This is a genomic window from Ramlibacter henchirensis, from assembly GCF_004682015.1.
Lineage (GTDB): Bacteria > Pseudomonadota > Gammaproteobacteria > Burkholderiales > Burkholderiaceae_C > Ramlibacter > Ramlibacter henchirensis.
Genome location: NZ_SMLM01000003.1, coordinates 86941 through 110181 on the forward strand (window position 1 = coordinate 86941; position 23241 = coordinate 110181).

Here is a 23241-nt window from a genome sequence, read left to right on the forward strand (position 1 = left end):
CCCGTGTTTGCGGAAGGCCCATCCTACCCCCGGCCTTCGAGGCCGAAGGTCAGCGCGGTGCGAGCCGGATCGCGCCGTCGAGGCGGATCACTTCGCCGTTGAGCATGTCGTTCTCGAAGATGTGCTTGGCGAGCTTGGAATAGTCCTGCGGCGTGCCGAGGCGCGAAGGGAAGGGCACCGCCGCGGCCAGCGACTCCTGCACTTCCTTGGGCATGCCGAACATCATCGGCGTGCCGAAGATGCCGGGCGCGATCGTCATGTTGCGGATGCCGCTGCGCGCCAGGTCGCGGGCGATGGGCAGTGTCATGCCGACGACGCCGCCCTTCGAGGCGCTGTAGGCGGCCTGGCCGATCTGGCCGTCGTAGGCCGCCACCGAGGCGGTGGACACGATGCAGCCGCGCTCGCCGGTGGACTCGGGCTCGTTCTTGCTCATGGCTTCGGCCGCGAGCCGGGTCATGTTGAACGTGCCGATCAGGTTGACCGTGATGCACTTGGTGAACACCGCCAGGCTGTGCGCGCCGGTCTTGCCGACGGTCTTCTCCGCCGGCGCGATGCCGGCGCAATTCACCAGCCCCATCAGCTTGCCCATGGACACCGCCTTCGCGACCACGGCCTGGCCGTCGGCTTCCTGGCTGACGTCGCACTTCACGAACGCGCCGCCGATCTCGCGGGCCACGGCCTCGCCTTTCTCGACCTGCATGTCGGCGACGACGACCTTGCCGCCCTCGGCCGCGAGCATGCGCGCCGTGCCTTCGCCCAGGCCCGAAGCGCCGCCGGTGACGATGAAGACCTTGCCCTTGATGTCCATGAGTGCTCCTGTTGTGTTGACGTGCGCGTCAATTATCGGGGACGAAAAAAGGGCCGCTTGGGCGGCCCCTTTCTGGATCCCCGCCTTCGCAGGGATGACCTTGCGAAGCCGCGGGGCGGCCTTTGCAAGGTCACTTGAATCCGACGCGATCCAGCATCTGCTGCACCTTCACCTGGTTGGCCCCGACCGCGGAAAGAGGGATCGTCTCGGACTTGAAGTCGCCGCCGCCGCTCATGGCCTGCAGGGCGGGGTTGTTCACCTTCACGCCCTTGGCCGTGGGCCATTCGTTGTTGCCGTTGGCGAAGTAGTTCTGCGCCTCGGCGCTGGCCAGGTACTCGAGGAACTTCACCGCGGCCGCGGTGTTCTTCGCGTTCTTCGCGACGGCGCCGCCCGCGATGTTCAGGTGCGTGCCCCACGACTGCTGGTTCGGGAACACGACGGAGACCTTCTCCATCACGGCGCGGTCCTCCGCCTTCTCGGAGCGCAGCAGGCGCGCGACGTAGTAGCTGTTGCTCACCGCGATCTGGCATTCGCCCGCCGCGACGGCCTTGATCTGGTCGGTGTCTCCACCCTTGGGGTCGCGCGCCAGGTTGGCATGCAGGCCCTTGATCCAGTCCTGCGCCTTGGCTTCGCCCAGGTGCTCGGTCACTGCGCCGAACAGCGACAGGTTGTACGGATGCGAGCCGGAGCGGATGCAGATCTTGCCCTTGTTCTTGGCGTCCGCGAGTTCCTCGTAGGTGTCCACGTCCTCGCGCTTGACCTTGTTCTTGTCGTACACGACGACGCGGGCGCGGGTGGAGAAGCCGAACCACGGCGTGCCTTCGGCCGTGGCGGTGCCGCGGTATTGGGCGGGGATCGCGTCCTCCAGCACCTTCGACTTGACGGGCTTGAACAGGCCATCGACCTCGCCCTTGTACAGGCGGGCGGCATCGACCAGCAGGATCACGTCGGCCGGCGATGCGGCGCCTTCAGCCTTGAGGCGGGCCAGGATGCCGGCGTCGTCGGCATCGACGCGGTTGATCTTGATGCCGGTGGCCTTCGTGAAGTTGCTGTAGAGCGCCTCGTCGGTCGAGTAGTGCCGCGCCGAGTACAGGTTGAGCACCTGCTCCTGGGCGAACGAGGAGGAGGCGAGGGCGGCCAGCGCGAAGGCGGCGGCGAGGGCTTTTCGGGACATGCAGGGCTCCGGTGATGAGAAACGGTGTCGTGTGTGGCGCGAATGGTAAACCAAACACGAATCATTCTCAATCGCAGGCGTGCAGGGCACGGCAAAAGGAAGGCCCAGGCCTTCACTTCGGGCAATAAAAAAGCCCCAGCCTTGCAGCTGGGGCTAGCGTCGCTGCGCTCCGTCGCCCAAAGGGCGCAATAAAAAAGCCCCAAGCTTTCGCTTGGGGCTAAGGATCCCTGAACCTGTGAAGGTGTCGAAAGGACCCGAGGAGACAACCTGAAGAACTCCGGTCGATCACAGGAGTGTCCTATAGACGCTCCGGGACGAGTGAGAGTTCCGGCTCTCGGTCAGTTGCGGGCCGAAACCCGGGTTTCAAGTGTTCTCAGCGCTTGGCGCGGGCGGTCGGCGCCTTGCTGGCGTTGACGGCAGTGGTGGCGACGGCGTTGAAGTTGGCTTCCGCGACTTCGGTGGCCTGCTTGACGGCCTTCTGCACAGATTCCAGGGCGTTGTTGCCGGCGGCAACGGCGCTCTTGAACACGGCGACGGCCGTCTCGGAGCCGGCGGGAGCGTTCTTGGCGGCGTTGTCGACCACGGCCAGGAACTTCTTCTGGGCGTCGGCGGCTTGCGTCTCGAACGTCTTGCCGAACTCGGCGCCGGTGCCGGCGGCGATGTCGTACAGGTGACGGCTGTAGGCAGCGGTCTTCTCGGCCAGGGGCTGGAACAGGCTGGCTTGGAGGGCCAGCAGTTCCTGGGCGTCCTTGACGCTCAGCAGCGACTGGGTGGTGCCGGCGGCTTCGGCCAGGGCGGCCTTGGTGGCGGTCAGGTTCAGCTCGACGAGCTTCTCGACACCTTCGAAGGCCTTGTTGGTCAGGCCGAAGAGGGTCTCGACGGAGGCCTTCTGGGAGGCCAGGACTTGTTCAGCGGTCAGCATTGCGGAATCTCCAGGTAATGGGCGGCGGAAAAAACGCTGCTCTGGAGGGCCGGAGCCTTCATGTTGCAGTGCAGCATGGGCCGAATTATAGGGAGGTCGTCCGTGGAGGCAAGCATTTTTTTGTGCGTTGCAGCATTCTAGATCGTCCCACCTAAAACCCGGCGAACCGCCGGGCCGGGACAATCTCGGCATGCAGGTGTTCTACGCCACCCAGTTCGTCCTGCCGCTGCCGCCTGGCCACCGCTTTCCCATGGGCAAGTACCAGCTGTTGCGCGACCGGCTCGCGGCCGAGCTCCCGGCCATCCGGCTCATGCAGGCCCTGCCGGCGTCTGACGGCGAGTTGGCGCTCGTCCACAAGCCCAGCTACGTCCAGGGGATCACGGACGGCACGGTCGACCCGGCCATCCTGCGCGAGATCGGCTTTCCATGGAGTGCGGCGATGGCCGAGCGCGCCCGCCGGTCGGTCGGCGCGACCATCTCCGCCTGCCGCGCCGCGTTCTCCGAAGGCATCGCCGCCAACATCGCCGGCGGCACCCACCACGCGAGCGCCGACCGGGGCGGTGGCTTCTGCGTGTTCAACGACGCCGCTGTCGCCGCCTGCCTGATGCAGGCGGAGCAGGCCCGACTCGGCCGCCGGCTTCGCGTGGCGATCGTCGACCTGGACGTCCACCAGGGAAACGGCACGGCGCGCATCTTTCGCGGCGACGACAGCGTCTTCACCCTGTCGATCCACGGCCAGAAGAACTTCCCGTTCCGCAAGGAGCCGTCCGACCTCGACGTGGACCTGCCGGACGGCTGCACGGACGACGAGTACCTGCACGCGCTCGAAGGCGCGCTGGCCGAACTCGAGCGGCGCTTCGACCCCGGCCTGGTGATCTACCTCGCCGGCGCGGACCCGCACGAAGGCGATCGGCTCGGCCGCCTGAAGCTCACCTGGGACGGTCTCGAAGCGCGCGACCGCCGTGTGTTCGACTGGGCCTGGCAACGCGGCCTGCCGCTGGCCTTCGCGATGGCGGGTGGCTATGGCCGCCGGATGGAGGACACCGTGCAGGCCCAGGTCAACACCTTCGGCGTGGCGGTGAGCTACTGGCAGCGCTGGCAGAATCGCCGGCGATGAGCGACAGCCCCGCCGCCCCCCACCGGCCCCAGCCCGAACCGCGCAGCGCCTACAAGGTCTTCCGCACGATCAGCACCCGCTGGATGGACAACGACGTGTACGGCCACGTCAACAACGTCGTCTACTACAGCTGGTTCGACACCGCCGTGAACGCGCACCTGATCGAGCGCGGCGCGCTCGACATCGAAGGCGGCGGCGCGATCGGCCTGGTGATCGAGACCCAGTGCAACTACTTCGCCCCGCTGGCGTTCCCGCAAACCGTGGAAGCCGGCCTTCGCGTGGCGCGCCTGGGCGGCTCCAGCGTGCGCTATGAGGTCGGGCTGTTCGCCGCCGGCCAGCCCTCGACCGCCGCCAAGGGCCATTTCGTCCACGTGTACGTCGATCGCGCCACCCGCCGTCCCGTGCCGCTGCCCGACCGCCTGCGGTCGGTCCTCGAGGAACTCCAATGAACGCAAACAAACGGCCAGCCGTGGCCGACCCGATCAGCGTCGAGACGGCCATCCAGACCCGCTTCTCCGCACGCGCTTTCCTGCCGAAACCCGTGCCGCGCGAAACGATCGAGCGCCTGCTCGAACTGGCCAGCCGCGCGCCTTCGGGCACCAACACCCAACCCTGGAACGTCTACGTGCTGCAGGGCGCGAGCCGCGACGAACTGGTGCGCAAGGTGTGCGCCGCGCACGACGCCATGTACGCCAATCCCGCGCTGGCCGCCGAGTACCGGGAGGAATACGACTACTACCCGGAGAAATGGGTGTCGCCCTACATCGACCGCCGGCGCGAGAACGGCTGGAGCCTGTACGGCCTGCTGGGCATCGCCAAGGGCGAGAAGGACAAGATGCATGCGCAGCACCAGCGCAACTTCCGCTTCTTCGACGCCCCGGTCGGGATGATGTTCACGCTCGACCGGATCATGGGCCGCGGCTCGCTCGCGGACTACGGCATGTTCCTGCAGAACCTGATGCTGGCGGCGCGCGCCCATGGCCTGCACACCTGTCCGCAGGCGGCGTGGAACGGGTTCGCGAAGATCATCCTCCCGCACGTCGGCGCCGGCGAGCACGAGATGCTGGTCTGCGGCATGTCGCTGGGCTACCTGGACGAGAAAGCGCCGGTGAATTCGTTCCACACGCCGCGCGAGCCGGTGTCCGGCTTCACCCGCTGGCTGGAGTAGCGCCGCAAAAGAAAGAGGGCGCGACACCGGTGCCACGGCATCGCGCCCTTGCATGAAGAACCGCCCCGCCGGACGGTCTCCCGCGGCGGCCGCTGTCCGGACGGCCACCGCATCCCAACGCGCCTTCAGGACCCGTCGAAACGGAAGTCCGGATTGCGCCGCTCGAACTCCTTCACCTGCCCGTCCGCCTCTTCCTTCGCGATCCCGTGCCGCTCCTGGATGCGGCCCAGCAGCTGCTCGCGGCGGCCGGCGATCACGTCGAGGTCATCGTCCGTGAGGCGCCCCCAGCGCTCCTTGAGCTTGCCCCTGAACTGCTTCCACTGGCCGCGAAGCCGGTCGTTGTTCATCTTGCTTCCCTGGCGGACTGGCTTGCGGTTCACTTTAGGCGGCGGCCCCGGCCGGCGCGGTAGGAGGGCCTGCCCAGCGCCCGTAGGCACCAGCCTACAGCTGAGGTAGAAAATCCCGCGTTGGTATGCTCGGCGGTCGCCGGCAAACCCGGCCTGACCTGGAGAAGACCCCAATGAGTTCCGCGCGCTCCATCGGCATGGGGCTGGCCCTGCTGATGCCGCAACTGGCGCTGGCCGCTGAATTCGACGGCCGCCAGCTCTCGCCGATCTGGGGCGTCCCGTTCGCGGGCATCCTGCTCTCGATCGCGGTGATGCCGCTGCTGGCGCCGAGCTTCTGGCACCACCATTTCGGGAAAGTGGCGGCCGCCTGGTCGCTGGCCTTCCTGGTGCCATTCGCCATCGTTTTCGGCCCCGGCGCGGCGGGCGCCGCCTTCGTGCATGCGCTGCTGGGCGAGTACATCCCCTTCGTGATCCTGCTCACGGCCCTGTTCACGGTCGCCGGCGGCATCTTCATCCGGGGCAACCTGCACGGCAGCCCCGGTCTCAACACCGGCGTCCTGGCGGGCGGGGCCGTGCTGGCCAGCATCATGGGCACGACAGGCGCCTCGATGCTGCTCGTGCGGCCCCTGATCCGGGCCAACGACAACCGCCGCCACAAGGTGCACGTCTTCGTCTTCTTCATCTTCATCGTTTCCAACGCCGGCGGCTCGCTGACGCCGCTGGGCGACCCGCCGCTGTTCCTGGGCTTCCTCAAGGGCGTGGACTTCTTTTGGACCGTGCGCCACATCTTCCCGGAGACGCTGTTCCTGGTGGGCTCGCTGCTGGTCCTCTTCTTCGCGCTGGACAGCTGGTACTACCGCCGCCGCGAGGAGGTCCTGCCGCGCGATCCCACGCCGGACACGCAGCGCCTGGGCTTCGACGGCGCGCGCAATTTCTGGCTGCTCGGTGTCATCGTCGGCCTGGTGCTGCTGTCCGGCATCTGGAAGTCGCCGGTGGTCTTCAACATCGCGGGCACCGAAGTGGGCCTGCCCGGCATCGTGCGCGACGTGGGGCTGATCGCGGTGACGCTGGTCTCGATGGCGATCACGCCCAAATCGGTCCACGCGGCCAACCAGTTCGCGTGGGCGCCGATGCAGGAGGTGGCCAAGCTGTTCGCCGGCATCTTCCTGACCATCATCCCGGTGATCGCGATGTTGCGTGCGGGCATCGACGGCCCCTTCGGCGCCGTGATCGCCGCCGTCACGCGGCCCGACGGCTCGCCCGACCCGGCGATGTATTTCTGGGCTTCCGGCGTGCTCAGCTCCTTCCTGGACAACGCGCCGACCTACCTGGTGTTCTTCAACACCGCCGGCGGCGATCCGCAGGTGCTGATGACGACAATGGCGGCCACGCTGGCCGCGATTTCGGCCGGCTCCGTCTTCATGGGCGCGAACAGTTACATCGGCAACGCGCCCAACCTCATGGTCAAGGCGATTGCCGAGGATCGCGGCGTCAAAATGCCCAGCTTCTTCGGCTACATGGTCTGGTCGACGGGCATCCTGGTCCCGCTGTTCGCGCTCATGACCCTCATCTGGTTCCGCTAATCCCCTTCATGAACAAGCCCTCCATCCTCGTCGCCCGGGCCGTCTTCCCCGAGGTGATCGCCCGCCTGCAGCAGCACTTCGACGTCGAGCAGAACCCGGCCGACGAGCCGCTCTCGCGCGAGCAGCTGGTCGCCCGTCTGCACGGCAAGGCCGGCGTCTTCACCACCGGCGGCGAGCGCATCGACGCGTCGCTGCTGGCCGCCTGCCCGCAATTGCGCATCTGCGCCAACATGGCCGTGGGCTACAACAACTTCGACCTGCCCGCGATGACGGCGGCGAAGGTGCTGGCCACCAACACGCCCGACGTGCTCACCGAAACCACCGCGGACTTCGGCTTCGCGCTGCTGATGGCGACCGCCCGGCGCATGGCCGAGGGCGAGCATTTCCTGCGCGCGGGCAAGTGGAACAAGTGGGCGTACGACATGTTCTCCGGCTCCGACGTGCACGGCAGCACGCTCGGCATCCTGGGCATGGGCCGCATCGGCCAGGGCATCGCCCGCCGCGGCGCGCATGGCTTCGGCATGAAGGTGATCTACCACAACCGCTCCCGCCTTTCGCCCGAGCTGGAATCGGAGTGCAAGGCCCGGTACGTGGGCAAGGAGGAACTGCTGCGCGAGTCGGACCACCTGGTCCTCGTGCTGCCGTACTCCGCCCAGTCGCACCACTCGATCGGCGCCGCCGAACTGGCGCAGATGAAGCCGACGGCGACGCTGATCAACGTGGCCCGAGGCGGCATCGTCGACGACGCCGCGCTGGCCAAGGCGCTGCGCGAGCGCCGGATCGCGGCCGCGGGCCTGGACGTCTTCGAAGGCGAACCCAAGGTCCATCCGGACCTGCTCACCGTGCCGAACGTGGTCCTCACGCCGCACATCGCCAGCGCCACCGTGCCGACCCGGCTCGCGATGGCCAACCTCGCCGCCGACAACCTGATCGGCTACCTGGTCCACGGCAAGCCGGTGACGCCGCTCAATCCCGAAGTGCTGGGGTCCTGACGGTGCAGGGTTCGATGACGCAATTGCCGGCCGGAGCCGGCACCGTGTGGCTGCTCGTCGCGGCCACTGTCCTGCTGCTGGTGGGCGTGATCGCCGGCTGGCTGCTGGCCCGCCGTTCGGCAGGAGCGCAGATCCAGGCCGTCGCGGCCCAGGTGAAGGCCGAGGCCTTGGTCGAGGTCGCCACGTTGGGCGAGCGCGCTCGCAGCCTCGAGGCGGAGCGCCAGTCGCTCTCGGCCGAATTGCTGGAGGTCCGCAGCCAGTCCGCCGCACTGCGCGACGCGCTGGACAGCTCGCGCGACGAGCGGGCCCAGCTCGGCGAGCGGGCCGCGCGCGTTGCGGTGCTGGAGGCCGAAATGACCGCGCTCGTCACGCGCGCCGAGCGGCTGGCGCAGGACCTTTCCGGCGTCGAGCGCCGAGCGGCCGGGCTCGATGCTTCGCTCAAGGCCGAGGCCGAGACCGCCGAAACCCTGCGCCGCGAACTCGCCGTCGCGATCGAAGCGCGCGAGGGCCTGCAGCGCCAAGCGGTGGAACTGGGCCGGCAGGTCGCCGAGCTCACGACGCAGCTCAATGCGGAGCGCTCGCAATCGCAGGAAAAGCTCGCGCTGCTCACCAATGCCAAGGACGAACTGTCCAACCAGTTCAAGGCGCTGGCCAACGACATCCTGGAAGAGAAGACCCGCAAGTTCTCCGAGCAGAACCAGGCCAGTCTGGGTCAGCTGCTCGATCCGCTGCGGTTGCGGCTGCAGGAGTTCCAGGGCCGCGTCGAGAAGCTGTACGACACCGAAGGCAAGGAGCGGTCCGCGCTGGCGCAGCAGGTGCTGCAGCTGCTCGAACTCAATCGCACCCTGGCCGACGAAGCGAAGAACCTGACGTCGGCTCTCAAGGGCTCGGCCAAGGTGCAGGGCAACTGGGGCGAGCTGATCCTCGAGCGGGTGCTGGAGGGCTGCGGGCTGCGCAAGGGCGTGGAGTACGAAACCCAGGCCAGCGTCAACCGCGAGGAGGGCGGCCGCGCCCAAGCCGACGTGGTGATCCGCATGCCCGAGGAACGCAGCCTCGTGGTCGATGCCAAGGTGTCCTTGCTGGCGTACGAGGAATACGCCAGCAGCGACGAAGACGATGTACGTGCCGCAGCGCGCAAGCGGCACCTGGATTCGATCCGCGCCCACGTGAAGGGCCTGTCCGAGCGCAACTACCAGCTGCTCTACGGGCTCAAGTCGATCGACTTCGTGCTCATGTTCGTTCCGATCGAACCGGCCTTCATGCTCGCCGTCACCGACGACGGCAGCCTGTTCATGGATGCCTGGAACAGGAACGTGCTGCTGGTCAGCCCTTCGACGCTGATGTTCGTGCTGCGCACGGTGGCCCACCTGTGGCGGCAGGAGCAGCAGAGCCGCAACGCGCAGGAGATCGCGCGGCGCGGCGCGGAGCTGTACGACCGACTCACGGCCTTCGTCGCCGACCTGGAGAAGGTCGGCAAGAACATCAAGCAGGCCAGCGAAGCCTACGGCGAAGCCTTCGACAAGCTCACCAAGAACAAGGGCAACGTCATCCGGCAGGCGGAGATGCTGCGCAGCCTCGGGGTAAAGCCCACCAAGTCCTTGCCCGCACCCCTCGTCGCCGATGCGGTCGGCGACAGCGAAGGTGAATTCGGCACCGCGTGAATCCGGCCCCACGGCCGAACTGGCGCGCCTGATCACGGCACAGGTCTTCCTGCATGCCAGCATGGCCGGCATGCGGCTGGCCGCGCCGCTGCTGGCGCTGCGAAGTGGTTACAGCGAGGCGGCCGTCGGCGTGCTGCTGGCGCTGTTCGCGCTCACCCAGGTGTTCCTCGCGCTGCCCGCGGGCAGCTATGCGGACCGGCACGGCCTGCGCCGCCCGTTCGCCTGGGCCACGGCGGCCGCGACGCTCGGTTGCGCCCTGGCCGTGGCTTTTCCCGTCTTCCCGGTGCTCTGCCTCGCGGCGCTGCTGACCGGCGGAGCCACCGGGGCGGCCTCCATCGCGCTGCAGCGCCACGTCGGCCGCGCCGCCGAGGGCGCTACGCAACTGCGGCAAGTGTTCTCGTGGCTGGCGATCGGGCCGGCGTTCTCCAACTTCCTCGGCCCCTTCGCCGCCGGCGTGGCCATCGACAGCGGCGGCTTCCGGGTCGCCTTCCTGCTGATGGCCGTGCTGCCCATCGCCAGCTGGGCCTGGGTTCGCGCAGCCCGCGAAATGCCGCCGCCCCCAACCCCGCACGGCGAGCGGCCGCGCCCGGCCTGGGACCTGCTGCGCGAAACGCACTTCCGCCGCCTGCTGCTGGTCAACTGGCTGCTCGCTTCCTGCTGGGACGTGCACACCTTCGTCGTGCCCGTGCTGGGCCATGAACGCGGCCTGTCGGCTTCGGTGATCGGCACCATCCTCGGCGCGTTCGCCGTGGCTGCGGTGGTGATCCGCGTGCTGCTGCCCGTGATCGCGGCGCGCGTGCGGGAATGGGCGGTGATCACCGCAGCCATGCTCGCCACGGCGCTGCTGTTCTGCGTCTATCCGCTGCTGCACTCGGCGCTGGCGATGGGCCTGTGCTCGGTGCTGCTGGGCGTGGCCCTGGGTTCCGTGCAGCCCATGATCATGAGCACGCTGCACCAGATCACGCCGGAGCACCGCCACGGCCAGGCGGTGGGGCTGCGGCTGATGGCGATCAACGCCTCGAGCGTGGCGATGCCGATGCTGTTCGGCGTGGCGGGCGCCGCGGTCGGCATCGCCGGCGTGTTCTGGGCCGTCGCCGCCATCGTGGCAGGCGGCACGCGCATGTCCTGGCGCCTGCGGGAAGCCGATCAGAGCCGGTAGAACGCCTTGATCACGTCCCAGGCGGTCTCGGGATCGTCGGCGTAGCGGAACAACTCCAGGTCGGCCGGCGAGATCACGCCTTCCTCGATCAGCACCTCGAAGTTGATCAGCCGCTTCCAGTACTCCGAGCCGAACAGCACGATGGGCACCTGCTTGGACTTGCGCGTCTGCACCAGCGTGATCACCTCGAACAGCTCGTCGAGCGTGCCGAAGCCGCCGGGGAAGGCCACCAGCGCCTTCGCGCGCATCATGAAGTGCATCTTGCGCAGCGCGAAGTAGTGGAACTTGAACGACAGCGCCGGCGTGACGTACGGGTTGGCCGCTTCTTCCATCGGCAGCGCGATGGACAGCCCCACGCTGATGCCGTCGCCTTCATAGGCTCCGCGGTTGGCCGCCTGCATGATGCCGGGCCCGCCGCCGGTGCAGATGAACAGCATGTCGCGCGGGTCCTTGCCCGCGCTGTACTGCGCCACCAGCTTGCCGAACGCACGCGCCTTTTCGTAGTAGTGGGCATTGCGGGCGAGGGCCCGCGCTCGGCGGATCACCGCCTCGTCGCCGCCCGCCTCGGCCGCGGTGATCAGCGCAGCCGCTTCCTCTTCGCTGCGAAAGCGCGCGCTGCCGAACACCACGATGGTGTTCTCGATGCCGTGGGCCTGCTGCTCCAGGTCGGGCTTAAGCAGCTCGAGCTGGAAACGGATGCCGCGCGTCTCGCGGCGCAGCAGGAACTCGGGGTCGGCGAAGGCCAGCCGGCTGGCGTCGGGGTCCAGCGGCAAGCCGGCATCGGAATGCGCCTTGAGGGTGGCCCAGGCGTCGGCCAGGCGGTTGTCGTGGAGATTGCGGTTCGAAGGCATGAACCGATTTTGGGGCATAGCCCCGGTCCGGGTTCGGCCGCGTGGTGCGCCTCTGCGCTAGCCGGAAGGCAGCGCGATGGCGAGGCCCAGTGGCACGAACACCACGGCCAGCGCATTCCCGAGCAGGATCATCGCGGCCACGCGTTCGGGCTCCTGCGCGTAGCGTTCGGCCAACAGGAACTGCATGACGGCGGGCGGCAGCGCGCCAAAGAGGATGAGTTGTGCTCGCGCCGGACCGGTGAGATCGAGCGCCCACGCCAGCGGCACGGCGAGCAGCAGGCCGATGACAGGGCGTGCCACGGCGCCCAGCACGCCCCGGGGCACGTCCTGCGGTTGCAATGTCGTCAGCCGGACGCCGAGCGCGAACAGCATCAGCGGCAGCATCGCATCGCCCATCAGCCGCATGCCCGTCATCAGCATGTCGGGCGGGCGCACGCCGCTGGCCGCGCTGGCGAAGCCGAGCGCGGCGGAGATCATCAGCGGGCTGAGGAGCAGGTCGCGCGTGCGGGCTTCGGCGCTCGTGATGCGCGCGCCGAGGGAGAAGTGGATGACGTTGCTGATCGAAAACAGCGCCACCGCCGCGCCCAATTGCGCGGGGCCGAACGCCAGCAGGGCGAGCGGCAGGCCCATGTTGCCGCAGTTGTTGAACATCACCACCGGCACCAGGCTGCGCGGCTGCACGCGGGTGCCACGGGCCAGGACCCAGGCGAGGGCGCCACAGCCCAGGATCAGCAGCGCGCCCGCGAGCAGCAGCGGGGCGTGGTCCTGCAGGCGGAACTCCTTGCCGGCCAGCGCCGTGTAGACCAGCAGCGGCGTGAGCACGTCCAGCACGAGCCGGTTGAACCACGTCATGTCGGGCCGCACGCGACGCGCATAGACGAAGCCCACCGCCACAATGAAGAACACCGGCACGATCACCTGCGCGATGCGCAGCAGCAGCTCCATCAGGCCATCTTCCGGGCCAGCCAGCGCAGCAGCGGTTCGCGGGCGGGCGCCAGGCCCTTGTATTCGAGCACCGCGGGCGTCATCGAGGCGAGCGACGCATGCAGCCGCGCTGCCTTGGCCGCGTCGTCGACGACGGCGGCCAGCGGCGCGAGCATCACGCGGATCGTGAACACCGCCTGGCGCGTGCCCCGGCCGACCGGCAGGAAGGTCTGGCGCTCGGCCCGGAACCAGCAGGACCGCGCGAAGGCTTCATCGTCTTGCGCCGCGGGCCACGGAGCCCGTGCATGCCGGCGCGGATGCTGGTCGTGCCGCGGCGAAGGGCTGACGGTCCAGACATGCCGCTCCCAGCGTTCGCCGGACGTCGCCAGCCGCACCAGGTGCGAAGCCGCCGCGACCAGCGTGGCGCCGTCGGCGACCGGCGCATGGACCGCCGGGAACGGCAGCCCCAGCTTGTCCTCCGGCGCCCAGTGCGAGGGCACGCAGACGCACAGCCAAGGCAGGGTGCCGGTGTCGCCGTCGAGCACCGCGAAGTCCTCTTCGAAGCTGAGCTCCAGGCGCTGCGGATCGAACGGCGGATGGCCCTCGCGCCGCGCCTGTTCGGCGATGGCCGCGAGCGCCGGAGAAGGATCGAAGCCGGGCACCTGCAATCGCGAGGCGGCGGCCGCCACCACCCGGGCCTTTTCCTGGTACAGCGCGCTGTCCGGCCGCAGCGGCGTGAGCTGCGGCTCGCCGGGCTGCAGCTTGCGCAGGCCCGGCTGCATCCGGAAGGGCGCGGCGATCAGTTCGAAGTCGAAGTCCACGTCAGGGCCGAAAAACAAAAGGCTCCTCGCGGAGCCTCGTGGCGGGTTGCGCGCGCGCCGCTCAGACGCGGCGGCGGTATTCCCCGGTGCGGGTGTCGATCTCGACCTTGTCGCCCTGGGCCACGAAGATCGGCACGCCGATCTCGAAGCCGGTGGCGATCTTGGCGGGCTTGAGCACCTTGCCCGAGGTGTCGCCCTTGACGGCCGGCTCGGTCCAGGTGATCTCGCGCTCGACGCTGGTGGGCAGTTCCACCGAGATGGCCTTGCCTTCGTAGAACACCACCTCGGCGGGCATGCCGTCCTCCAGGTAGTTCAGGGCGTCGCCCATGTTCTCGGCCTCGACCTCGTACTGGTTGTACTCGCTGTCCATCCAGACGTACATCGGGTCGGCGAAGTAGGAATAGGTGCAGTCCTTCTTGTCCAGGACGATCTGGTCCATCTTGTCGTCGGCCTTGAAGACGACTTCCGTTCCCTGGTTGGACAGCAGGCTCTTAAGCTTCATGCGGACGGTGGCCGCATTGCGGCCGCCGCGGGCGTACTCGGTCTTCAGCACGACCCAGGGCGCGCTGTTCTGCATGATCACGTTGCCGGCGCGGATTTCTTGAGCGATTTTCATGATGTGAGCGGCGAAGGTAGGCCGCGGGGCGCCGACGTGGCGGGCGCGGAAAGTGCGGCGGAAAGGCGCGATTGCCGCCAGGAGGGCGAGCCCGCGCAAAGCCTTGGATTTTACTTCGAAACGGGCGCTGAACCCATCAGGCCGGCTCGGGCGCCCGCTCGATGCTGCACGAAGCTCTGCAGTTGGGTCGTCAGGTCCCGCACGGCGAGCAGGCGCTCGCGCGCCCGTTCCGCGCAGGCCAGCCACGGCGCGGCGTCGGCCGGCAGGACCGGCTCGCCGCCCTGGTTCCATGCGGCGTGGAACCTGCGCAGGTCCGACGGGGCACCGATCCAGTCCAGGAAAGCGTCGAGCTTGGCCAGGTGCGCGTCGTCGTGCTGCGGATAGATGTGCCACACGGCCGGCCGGCCCGCCCACAGCGCGCGCACCAGCGAGTCCTCGCCGCGAACGAGGTTCAGGTCGCTGGCCCACAGCAGGTGGTCGAACTCGGGCTGCGGCATGAGGGGCAGCCAGTGGATGGACAGCTGGCCTGTCCGCGAACCTTCCGGCAGAACGCGCCGCACCGCGGATCGGGCGCGGCCCGCGGTCACGAGCAGCTGGGTGGGCCGAGTGTCGTTCGCGAGTTCGGCGAGGAAGGCGGCGAGGCCCGGCGGTTCGTAGCAGAACAGGCTGATCACACGCTCGCCTTGCCAGCGGATGTCGCGTGCGCGCAGCCACGCCGCGCGGTCGAATGCGGCCTGGCGGGCAATCAGGTCAGGCTCGCGGATCAGCCCGCCGGTAGCCGGGGTGAATCCGGGATAGAAGAAGTGCTTGATCAGGCCCTCGCCCGGGCCGCTGAGCACCGGAGAGGGCAGGCCGTGACACCGCTCCACCCACGATTGCGCGGACAGGTACTCGAGGTTGATCCACGCGGGCTGCCGGCCCCTCGCGCGAGTGCGCGCGGCGATCGCGGCGATGAAGGCGGGCTCCAGCTCGCAGCCGAAGGCCTCGACGACCACGTCGCCGGGTGCCGCATCGACGCTCGCGCCCCAGCGCAGCACCTCGACGCCGCGCGCGCCGCCCGGCGCCATCCATTCGAGCGCGCTCGCGTCGTCCGCCCACAGCCGGACGGTGTCGCCGCGTCCCGCCAGGTCGGCCGCCAGCCGCCAGCACACGCCGATGTCGCCGTGGTTGTCGATGACCTTGCAGAAGATGTCCCAGCGCATGCTGCCGGGATAATACGCATCGATGTCCGCCGTGCATTCCGAACACCTGCTCGCCGAGGTGGCCGCGCTGCCGCAGCTGCCCGGTGTCTACCGCTACTTCGATGCCGATGGCGGCGTGCTGTACGTGGGCAAGGCGCGCAACCTGAAGAAGCGCGTCTCCAGCTACTTCCAGAAGAACCACGGCGGCACGCGCATCGGCCACATGATCTCGCGCATCGCGCGGATGGAGACCACGGTCGTGCGCTCCGAGGCCGAGGCGCTGCTGCTCGAGAACAACCTCATCAAGGCGCTCGACCCGAAGTACAACATCCTGTTCCGGGACGACAAGAGCTATCCCTACCTGAAGATCCACGGCGCGCCCGACAAGGTGGGCTTCGACGACGCGGCGGCCGCGCAGGGCTCGCACTCCGCGGCCGACTTCCCGCGGGTCGCGTACTACCGCGGCTCGGTCGACCGCAAGCACCGCTACTTCGGGCCTTACCCCAGCGCCTGGGCGGTGAAGGAATCGATCCAGCTGCTGCAGAAGGTGTTCCGCCTGCGCACCTGCGAGGACACGGTGTTCGCCAACCGCACGCGGCCCTGCCTGCTGTACCAGATCAAGCGTTGCTCCGGCCCGTGCGTGAACCTGGTGACGCCGCAGGACTACCGCGAGGACGTGCGCAATGCCGAAGCGTTCCTGCGCGGCGAAACGCAGGCGGTGCTGGCGCAACTCGAATCGCGCATGGTGCAGCACGCGCAGAGGCTGGAGTTCGAGCAGGCCGCCGAACTGCGCAACCAGATGTCCGCTCTGTCCAAGGTGCTGCACCAGCAGTCGGTGGACACCGGCTCCGACAAGGACGCGGACATCCTGGCCGTGAAGGTGCAGGGCGGAAAAGCCTGCGTGAACCTCGCGATGGTTCGCGGTGGCCGCCACCTGGGCGATCGGCCGTACTTTCCTTCGCACGTCGAGGACGCGGCCGCGGTGCAGGACTTCGACGATGCGCAGGACGCCGCGCCGGCGCAGCCGGTGGAGGTGCAGGTGCTGGAGGCCTTCATCGCGCAGCACTACATCGGCGTGCCCACGCCGCCGACGCTGATCACCAGCGTCGCGGTCAGCCGTGAACTGGTCGCGGCGTTGTCCGAGCAGACCGGCGTGAAGATCACCGCGGTCCACCAGCCGCGCGAGCAGCGCCGGCTGTGGCTGGAAATGGCGGAGAAGAACGCGGGCCTGCAGCTCGCCCGGCTTCTGGCGGAGGAAGGTTCGCAGCAGGCGCGCACGCGCTCGCTGGTGGAAGCGTTGCATCTCGAGCCCGACGATCTCGATGCATTCCGCGTCGAATGCTTCGACATCTCGCACACGGCGGGCGAGGCGACCCAGGCGTCGTGCGTGGTGTTCCACCACCACAAGATGCAGAACAGCGAATACAGGCGCTACAACATCGAGGGCATCACGCCGGGCGATGACTACGCTGCGATGCGGCAGGTGCTCACGCGGCGCTATGCGCGGCTGGCCGACGCGGGCCGCGATTCGCCGGAAGCGTCACCGCCGATCACGGAGGAAGGGCCTGGGGTGGAGGCCGAGGCTGCGCCGTGCGCTGAAGGCGACGAGGCACCGCGCAAGAAGCCATCCGCCCGCGGCGGCGCGCCTCGATTGCCGGACCTGGTGCTGGTCGATGGCGGGCGCGGCCAGGTGAGCATGGCGCGCGAGGTGTTCGCCGAGTTGGGCCTGGACCTTTCCGTCATCGTCGGCGTGGAGAAAGGCGAGGGCCGCCGCGTGGGCCTGGAGGAACTGGTCTTCGCCGACGGCCGCGAGAAGGTCTATTTGGGCAAGGATTCCGCGGCGCTGATGCTGGTCGCGCAGATTCGCGACGAGGCCCACCGCTTCGCCATCACCGGCATGCGCGCGCGCCGGGCCAAGGTGCGCGTCGGCGGCAGCAAGCTGGAAGAGATCCCCGGCATCGGTGCGAAAAAGCGAGCACGGCTGCTGCAACGCTTCGGAGGCATCCGCGGCGTGGCCTCGGCAGGCGTGGATGACATCGCCGCGGTGGAAGGCATCGGGCGAGAACTGGCGGAGGAAATCTATCGTGCGCTGCATTAAGACCCTGACGTGCGCCTGCGCCGCGTTGCTGGCCGCCTGCGAATCGCCCGGTCCGTCCTCGACGCCGGCCACCGTCGCCGGTGCGGGGACGCAGTCCGCGAGGGTCGCCGGCGCCACGATCCCGCCGCCGCCGAACCCCTCCGTGCGCGCACGCGACTGGACCGAGTACAAGATCCGCGCCGCCCGTCGAATCCAGCTGGCCAATCCGGCCGAGACCTTCTCCGGGCCCTTGCCCGACCCGCTGCAGTCAATCCCGGTGCTGCAGGTGCACCTGAACCGCGACGGCTCGGTGCGCGACATCAGCGTGCTGCGCACGCCGCGCCAATCGCCCGAGACGCTGCAGATGGCGATCCGCGCCATCCAGCGCGCGGCGCCTTTCGAGCCGGTGGCACACCTGCCGCGCCCGTGGCAGTTCAACGAGACTTTCCTCTACAACGAAGACCTCAAGTTCCAGCTGCGCTCGCTGGTGGAAGCCGTGCCCTGAGCGGGCAAGGGGGCGCGCCATGACAGAATCGCGCCCATGTTTTTCACGGTCCCCACGATCCTGACCTGGACGCGCATCGTCGCGATCCCCTTGATCGTCGGGGTGTTCTACCTGCGCACGCCGCCCGAAGCGGTGCAGAACCTGGTCGCCACGGTGATGTTCATCGCCTTCGCGCTCACGGACTGGCTGGACGGGTTCCTCGCGCGGCGGCTCAAGCAGATGTCGGCCTTCGGCGCCTTCCTCGACCCCGTGGCGGACAAGTTCCTGGTCTGCGCGTCGCTGCTGGTGCTGGTGCACCTCGGGCGAGCCGACGTGTTCGTCGCGTTGATCATCATCGGCCGCGAGATCGCCATTTCCGCGCTGCGCGAGTGGATGGCGCAGATCGGCGCGGCGCGCAGCGTCGCCGTGCACATGCTCGGCAAGGTGAAGACGACCGTGCAGATGATCGCCATTCCCTTCCTGCTGTACGACGGGTCCCTGTTCGGTCTGGTCGACACCGGCGTGTGGGGCCGCTGGTTGATCTGGGCCGCCGCGATCCTCACGGTCTGGTCGATGGTGTACTACCTGCGCAAGGCGCTGCCGGAAATCCGCCAGCGGGTGAAGTGAGTTGCGCGCCATGACCGACCAAGGCCGGCAGGACCTGCTGGTGCGGGCGATGCCCGCCGTCTTCGTCCTGATCTGGAGCACCGGCTTCATCGTGGCGCGCTACGGCATGCCGCATGCGCCGCCGATGAAATTCCTCGCGGTGCGCTATGCGCTCTCGGTGGCGTGCTTCCTCGTGTGGGCGTCACTGGCGCGAGCCGCCTGGCCGGCCAACCGCAAGCAGATCGGGCACCTCGCCGTGACCGGCATCCTCATGCACGCGGGTTATCTCGGCGGGGTATGGGCCGCGGTCAAGGACGGCATGGGCGCGGGATTGTCGGCGCTGCTCGTCAGCCTGCAGCCGGTGCTGACGGCTTTCTGGGTGTCGGGCCGCGGCGGTGAAGTGGGGCGCCGCCAGTGGATGGGGCTGGCGCTCGGCCTGGCCGGACTGGTGCTGGTGGTCTGGCAGAAGCTGGGGATGGGTGAGGTGCATGCGCGCAACCTCACGTTCGCCCTGATCGCGCTGTTCTCGATCACGGCGGGCACGCTCTACCAGAAGCGCTTCGTGCAGCCCTGCGATGTGCGCACGGCCAACCTGGTGCAGCTGGCCGCGGCCTTCGTGGTCACGCTGCCGCTGGCACTGCTGGAAGCGGAAACGATGCGCTGGTTCGACGCGTCCGGTTCACTCAACGCGCAACTCGTCGGCGCCATGGCCTGGTCCGTGCTCGGCCTCACGCTGGGCGGCAGCTCGCTGCTCTACCTGCTGATCCAGCGCGGCGCTGCCACGACCGTGACGAGCCTGATGTACCTGGTGCCGCCGGCCACCGCGCTGATGGCCTGGGCGCTGTTCGGCGAGCCGATCACCGCGGCCATCGTGGCGGGCGTCGCGCTCACCGCCGTCGGCGTCAGCCTCGTGGTGCGCGCGCCCGCGCCGGTCCGACCGCAGCAGAATCGGGCCTAGCGCCGCGCGCGCGGCACAGCACTGAAGGAGCAAGCATGGGCAAGAAGAGGATCGCCGTAATCGCCGGCGACGGCATCGGCAAGGAAGTGATGCCGGAAGGCGTGCGGGTCATGGACGCGGCCGCGCGCAGGTTCGGCATAGACCTGCAGTTCGACCACTTCGACTTCTCGAGCTGGGACTACTACGAGAAGCACGGCAAGATGCTGCCGGACGACTGGAAGGACCGCATCGGCGGGCACGACGCCATCTTCTTCGGCGCGGTGGGCTGGCCCGAGAAGATCGCGGACCACGTGTCGCTGTGGGGATCGCTGCTGCTGTTCCGGCGCGAGTTCGACCAGTACGTGAACCTGCGCCCCGCGCGCCTGATGCCCGGCATCATCGCGCCCGTGGTGCGCCGCGACGGCAGCAGGCGCGAGCCCGGCGAGATCGACATGTACATCGTGCGCGAGAACACCGAGGGCGAGTACTCCAGCATCGGCGGCCGCATGTACCCCGGCACCGAGCGCGAGATCGTCATGCAGGAAACCGTGATGTCGCGCGTGGGCGTGGACCGCGTGCTGAAGTTCGCCTTCGAGCTGGCGCGCTCGCGGCCGAAGAAGCACCTCACCAGCGCCACCAAGTCCAACGGCATCGCGATCACGATGCCGTACTGGGACGAGCGCGTGGCCGAGATGGCCAGGTCCTATCCCGACATCAAGACCGACAAGTTCCACATCGACATCCTCACCGCGCACTTCGTGCAGCGCCCCGACTTCTTCGACGTGGTGGTGGCGAGCAACCTTTTCGGTGACATCCTCAGCGACCTCGGACCTGCATGCACGGGCACGATCGGGATCGCGCCGAGCGCCAACCTGAATCCGGATCGCAGGTTCCCTTCGCTGTTCGAACCGGTGCACGGGTCGGCGCCCGACATCGCGGGCCGCAACATCGCGAACCCGATCGGGCAGATCTGGTGCGGCGCGATGATGCTGGACTTCCTCGGCCACAAGGACGCGCACGACGCGGTGCTGCGTGCGATCGAGCAGGCGCTCGATCCCAGATCCGGTGCGCCGCGCACCGCGGACATCGGCGGCAAGGCGACGACGACGGACCTGGGCAAGGCCATCGCATCGGCGATCTGAGGCTCGAGCCGGAACCTGCATCGCGTGACAAAGTGCGTGGGGCCGCGGCGCCGGAACCCGCGCCACGCAAGGCTTTGCGCCCGAAATGGGCGCTCGGCTGTTGTAAAGGTGCGAGCCTTATTGACAGGGCCAGACACCGTGGCTTTAATCGGGCGCAGTGGCCTACGGCCGCGCTGAAAGTCTCCCTTCCCCTTGGCAAAACGGCACCGCGATGGCGTGCTGCAGGGGGCCGGGAGACAAAAATTTTTAAGAGACGTCCTGTCCAACTATTTCTCTGAACGAGGGGCTCCCGTGAACAAAACAGAACTGATCGAGCACATCGCGAAGCATGCCGACATCTCGAAGGCGGCAGCTACGCGGGCGCTGGAATCGATGATCGGCGCCGTCAAGACGACGCTGAAGAAGGGCGGCTCCGTGTCGCTGGTGGGATTCGGCACCTTCGCGGTCGGCAAGCGCGCCGCCCGCAGCGGCCGCAATCCGCGCACCGGCGCGCAGATTAAAATCAAGGCCGCCAAGGTGCCCAAGTTCCGTCCCGGCAAGGCGCTCAAGGATGCGCTGAACTGACGACAGATCGCCCGGTGGGGTGCTTAGCTCAGCTGGTAGAGCGGCGCCCTTACAAGGCGTAGGTCGGCGGTTCGATCCCGTCAGCACCCACCAACCCCGCGAAGGCGAACGGAATGTTCGCCTTTTGTTTTTCCGGGCCCCGAGTTCGGTATTGAGAGTCGAGAGTCGCGCATGTTTGATTTCGTCCGCAAGCACAACCGCGTCATGCAGGTGCTGCTGTTCCTGCTGATCGTGCCGTCGTTCGTGCTGTTCGGCCTGGAGGGCTACAACCGCTTCCAGGAGCGCGGCGCCACCGTGGCCAAGGTCGACGGCCAGTCGATCTCGCAGTCCGACTGGGACAACCAGCACAGGAACCGCATCGACCGGCTGCGCGAGCAGGCGCCCAACATCGATGCCAAGCTGCTCGATTCGCCGCAGGCGCGCTACGCGACGCTGCAGGAGATGGTGCGCGATCGCGTGTTGATCGCCGCCGCCGCGAAGGGCCGCCTCACCGCCAGCGACCAGAGGCTGGCGCGCGAGCTGGAATCGAACGAAGTGATCGCGTCGCTGCGCGGCCCCGACGGCCGCCTGAACATGGACGCGTACAAGCAGCTGCTCGGCCGCCAGGGCCTCACGCCGCAGATGTTCGAGGAGCAGGTGCGCAGCGACATCGCGCAGCGCCAGGTGCTGGGCGGCGTGGCCGCCACGGGCCTGGCCACGCCGGCGCAGGCATCGGTGTCTCTGGGCGCGTTCTTCGAGCGCCGCGAAGTGCAGGTGAGCCGCTTCGACGCGGCCGCCTACCAGTCGAAGGTGAATCCCACGCCGGCGGAGATCGAGGCCTTCTACAAGGAGAACCCGCAGCTGTTCCAGGCGCCGGAGCAGGCGTCGATCGAGTACGTGGTGCTCGACACGGCCACCGTGCAGAAGGGCATCGTGGTCAACGAGCAGGACCTCAAGACCTACTACGAACAGAACCTGGCCCGCCTGGCCGGCCAGGAAGAGCGCCGCTCCAGCCACATCCTGCTGGAAGTGCCCAAGAACGCGCCGGCGGCGCAACGCGAGCAGGCCAAGGCCAAGGCGCAGGAGCTGCTGGACGCCGCGCGCAAGGCGCCGCAGACGTTCGGCGAGCTGGCGAAGAAGAACTCGGCCGACCCGGTGTCGGCGGCCAACGGCGGCGACCTGGACTGGTCGGCGCGCGGCGGCTACGCGAGCAAGGCTCTGGAAGACGTCGTCTTCAACCTGAAGAAGGGCGAAGTGGGCCTGGCCGAAACCGAATTCGGCTGGCACGTGGTGATGGTGACGGACGTGCGCGCGCCGCAGCAGCGCAGCTTCGAGCAGGTGCGGCCGGAGCTTGAGGCGCAGCTGCGCAAGGAGCAGGCCCAGCGCAAGTTCGCCGAGTCGGCCGATGCGTTCAGCAATGCGGTCTACGAGGCGTCGGACGGCTTCAAGTCCGTGGCGGACCGATTCAAGGTGGAGATCCGGACCGCCAACAACGTGACGCGCACGCCGGCTCCCGGCTCCACGGGTCCGGTTGCGAATCCCAAGTTCATCGCCGCCATCTTCTCGCCCGAGAGCGTGGAGAAGAAGCGCAACACCGAAGCGGTGGAGATCGGCCCGGGACAGCTCGCGTCCGCGCGCATCGTGCAGTACAGCCCGGCGCGCACGCGCCCGCTGGCGGAGGTGCAGGACGACGTGCGCAAGCGCCTGGTCGCCACGCGCGCCGCCGAGATGGCGAAGAAGGAAGGCATGGAGAAGCTTCAGGCCTGGAAGGCGAACCCCGCCTCGGCCAGCCTCGCCGAAACCGCCGTGGTCTCCCGCTCCGAGCCCTCGAAGCTGCCGGCCGAAGTGGTCGAGGCCGCGCTGCGCGCCGACCCCGCGGCGCTGCCGCAGTTCGCCGGCGTCGACTTGGGACCGCAAGGCTATGCCGTGGTGAAGGTGAACAAGGCCCTGCCGCGCGAAGCGCCGCCGGCGCCGGTCGCCCAGCAGGAGGTGGCGCAGTACACGCAGCTGTGGACGTCCGCCGAGGCGCTGGCCTACTACGAGGTGCTGCGTGGGCGCTTCAAGGCCCAGATCCTGGTGCCCAAGCCGGCCCCCGAGGCGGGCGCCACGGCCCAGCGCTGAAGCCATC

General features: G+C 68.4%; 23 protein-coding genes and 1 tRNA gene. 15 read left to right on the forward strand and 9 right to left on the reverse strand.

Annotated elements, in window-relative coordinates:
- Positions 1 to 49 precede the first annotated feature (49 nt).
- The 3 genes from EZ313_RS18475 to EZ313_RS18485 form a co-directional block, all read right to left on the reverse strand.
- Complete coding sequence (locus EZ313_RS18475; protein WP_135264789.1) at positions 50 to 808, reverse strand: 3-hydroxyacyl-CoA dehydrogenase; 759 nt, start codon at positions 806 to 808, stop codon at positions 50 to 52.
- A gap of 130 nt (positions 809 to 938) precedes the next feature.
- Positions 939 to 1982, reverse strand: a complete 1044-nt coding sequence (locus EZ313_RS18480; protein WP_135264790.1) for an extracellular solute-binding protein — start codon at positions 1980 to 1982, stop codon at positions 939 to 941.
- A gap of 373 nt (positions 1983 to 2355) precedes the next feature.
- Entirely contained in the window at positions 2356 to 2904 is a 549-nt protein-coding gene (locus EZ313_RS18485; protein ID WP_135264791.1) for a phasin family protein, read from the reverse strand.
- 190 nt (positions 2905 to 3094) lie between these two features.
- Between EZ313_RS18485 and EZ313_RS18490 the strand changes: the two genes are divergently transcribed.
- The 3 genes from EZ313_RS18490 to EZ313_RS18500 are packed head-to-tail and all read left to right on the forward strand — an operon-like array spanning position 3095 to position 5189.
- The gene (locus tag EZ313_RS18490) at positions 3095 to 4021 is read left to right on the forward strand and encodes a histone deacetylase family protein (protein ID WP_135264792.1); all 927 of its coding nucleotides are present in this window, start codon (positions 3095 to 3097) and stop codon (positions 4019 to 4021) included.
- A complete protein-coding gene (locus EZ313_RS18495; RefSeq protein WP_135264793.1) occupies positions 4018 to 4470 on the forward strand; it encodes an acyl-CoA thioesterase in 453 nt (150 codons plus the stop codon). The genes EZ313_RS18490 and EZ313_RS18495 overlap by 4 nt, the downstream gene beginning before the upstream one ends.
- A complete protein-coding gene (locus EZ313_RS18500; protein WP_135264794.1) occupies positions 4467 to 5189 on the forward strand; it encodes a nitroreductase in 723 nt (240 codons plus the stop codon). The genes EZ313_RS18495 and EZ313_RS18500 overlap by 4 nt, the downstream gene beginning before the upstream one ends.
- A 125-nt stretch (positions 5190 to 5314) precedes the next feature.
- Here the strand turns inward: EZ313_RS18500 and EZ313_RS18505 are convergent, their stop codons facing one another.
- Positions 5315 to 5536, reverse strand: coding sequence for a CsbD family protein (locus EZ313_RS18505; RefSeq protein WP_135264795.1), 222 nt, complete (start codon positions 5534 to 5536; stop codon positions 5315 to 5317).
- A gap of 173 nt (positions 5537 to 5709) precedes the next feature.
- Here EZ313_RS18505 and EZ313_RS18510 point away from each other — a divergent pair, with 173 nt between their 5' ends.
- The 4 genes from EZ313_RS18510 to EZ313_RS18525 are packed head-to-tail and all read left to right on the forward strand — an operon-like array spanning position 5710 to position 10931.
- Complete coding sequence (locus EZ313_RS18510) at positions 5710 to 7119, forward strand: sodium:proton antiporter (protein WP_135264796.1); 1410 nt, start codon at positions 5710 to 5712, stop codon at positions 7117 to 7119.
- Between the two features lie 8 nt (positions 7120 to 7127).
- Positions 7128 to 8111: a 2-hydroxyacid dehydrogenase gene (locus EZ313_RS18515; protein ID WP_135264797.1), complete on the forward strand. Its 984-nt coding sequence runs from the start codon at positions 7128 to 7130 to the stop codon at positions 8109 to 8111.
- A gap of 14 nt (positions 8112 to 8125) precedes the next feature.
- A complete protein-coding gene (locus EZ313_RS18520) occupies positions 8126 to 9772 on the forward strand; it encodes a DNA recombination protein RmuC (protein ID WP_135264798.1) in 1647 nt (548 codons plus the stop codon).
- Positions 9732 to 10931 carry an MFS transporter gene (locus EZ313_RS18525; RefSeq protein WP_135264799.1) on the forward strand — a complete coding sequence of 400 codons (1200 nt, stop codon included), beginning with the start codon at positions 9732 to 9734 and terminating at the stop codon, positions 10929 to 10931. The genes EZ313_RS18520 and EZ313_RS18525 overlap by 41 nt, the downstream gene beginning before the upstream one ends.
- Here the strand turns inward: EZ313_RS18525 and EZ313_RS18530 are convergent.
- From EZ313_RS18530 to earP, 5 genes are all read right to left on the reverse strand, one after another.
- Positions 10919 to 11782 (reverse strand): LOG family protein, encoded by an 864-nt coding sequence (locus EZ313_RS18530; RefSeq protein WP_135264800.1) that lies wholly within the window; start codon positions 11780 to 11782, stop codon positions 10919 to 10921. The genes EZ313_RS18525 and EZ313_RS18530 overlap by 13 nt on opposite strands.
- Before the next feature lie 57 nt (positions 11783 to 11839).
- Positions 11840 to 12727 carry an AEC family transporter gene (locus EZ313_RS18535; RefSeq protein ID WP_135264801.1) on the reverse strand — a complete coding sequence of 296 codons (888 nt, stop codon included), beginning with the start codon at positions 12725 to 12727 and terminating at the stop codon, positions 11840 to 11842.
- Positions 12727 to 13527, reverse strand: a complete 801-nt coding sequence (locus EZ313_RS18540; RefSeq protein ID WP_135264802.1) for a heme-dependent oxidative N-demethylase subunit alpha family protein — start codon at positions 13525 to 13527, stop codon at positions 12727 to 12729. Before EZ313_RS18540 ends, EZ313_RS18535 begins: the two co-directional genes overlap by 1 nt.
- A gap of 61 nt (positions 13528 to 13588) precedes the next feature.
- On the reverse strand, positions 13589 to 14143 hold the full coding sequence (gene efp / locus EZ313_RS18545; protein WP_135264803.1) for an elongation factor P: 555 nt from the start codon (positions 14141 to 14143) through the stop codon (positions 13589 to 13591).
- 110 nt (positions 14144 to 14253) lie between these two features.
- On the reverse strand, positions 14254 to 15345 hold the full coding sequence (earP, locus tag EZ313_RS18550; RefSeq protein ID WP_135264804.1) for an elongation factor P maturation arginine rhamnosyltransferase EarP: 1092 nt from the start codon (positions 15343 to 15345) through the stop codon (positions 14254 to 14256).
- Positions 15346 to 15367: 22 nt separating this feature from the next.
- Here earP and uvrC point away from each other — a divergent pair, with 22 nt between their 5' ends.
- From uvrC to EZ313_RS18590, 8 genes are all read left to right on the forward strand, one after another.
- On the forward strand, positions 15368 to 17422 hold the full coding sequence (gene uvrC, locus EZ313_RS18555; protein WP_135264805.1) for an excinuclease ABC subunit UvrC: 2055 nt from the start codon (positions 15368 to 15370) through the stop codon (positions 17420 to 17422).
- A complete protein-coding gene (locus EZ313_RS18560; RefSeq protein ID WP_135264806.1) occupies positions 17409 to 17906 on the forward strand; it encodes a hypothetical protein in 498 nt (165 codons plus the stop codon). Before uvrC ends, EZ313_RS18560 begins: the two co-directional genes overlap by 14 nt.
- Before the next feature lie 36 nt (positions 17907 to 17942).
- The gene (pgsA, locus tag EZ313_RS18565) at positions 17943 to 18512 is read left to right on the forward strand and encodes a CDP-diacylglycerol--glycerol-3-phosphate 3-phosphatidyltransferase (protein ID WP_135264807.1); all 570 of its coding nucleotides are present in this window, start codon (positions 17943 to 17945) and stop codon (positions 18510 to 18512) included.
- Between the two features lie 10 nt (positions 18513 to 18522).
- Positions 18523 to 19449, forward strand: coding sequence for a DMT family transporter (locus EZ313_RS18570; protein WP_135264808.1), 927 nt, complete (start codon positions 18523 to 18525; stop codon positions 19447 to 19449).
- 35 nt (positions 19450 to 19484) lie between these two features.
- The gene (locus EZ313_RS18575; protein ID WP_135264809.1) at positions 19485 to 20570 is read left to right on the forward strand and encodes a tartrate dehydrogenase; all 1086 of its coding nucleotides are present in this window, start codon (positions 19485 to 19487) and stop codon (positions 20568 to 20570) included.
- Positions 20571 to 20861: 291 nt separating this feature from the next.
- Entirely contained in the window at positions 20862 to 21134 is a 273-nt protein-coding gene (locus EZ313_RS18580) for an HU family DNA-binding protein (protein WP_013901776.1), read from the forward strand.
- Between the two features lie 17 nt (positions 21135 to 21151).
- Positions 21152 to 21227 (forward strand) — tRNA-Val (locus EZ313_RS18585).
- A 78-nt stretch (positions 21228 to 21305) separates the two neighbouring features.
- Entirely contained in the window at positions 21306 to 23234 is a 1929-nt protein-coding gene (locus EZ313_RS18590; RefSeq protein ID WP_135264810.1) for a SurA N-terminal domain-containing protein, read from the forward strand.
- The last annotated feature ends 7 nt before the right edge of the window (positions 23235 to 23241 follow it).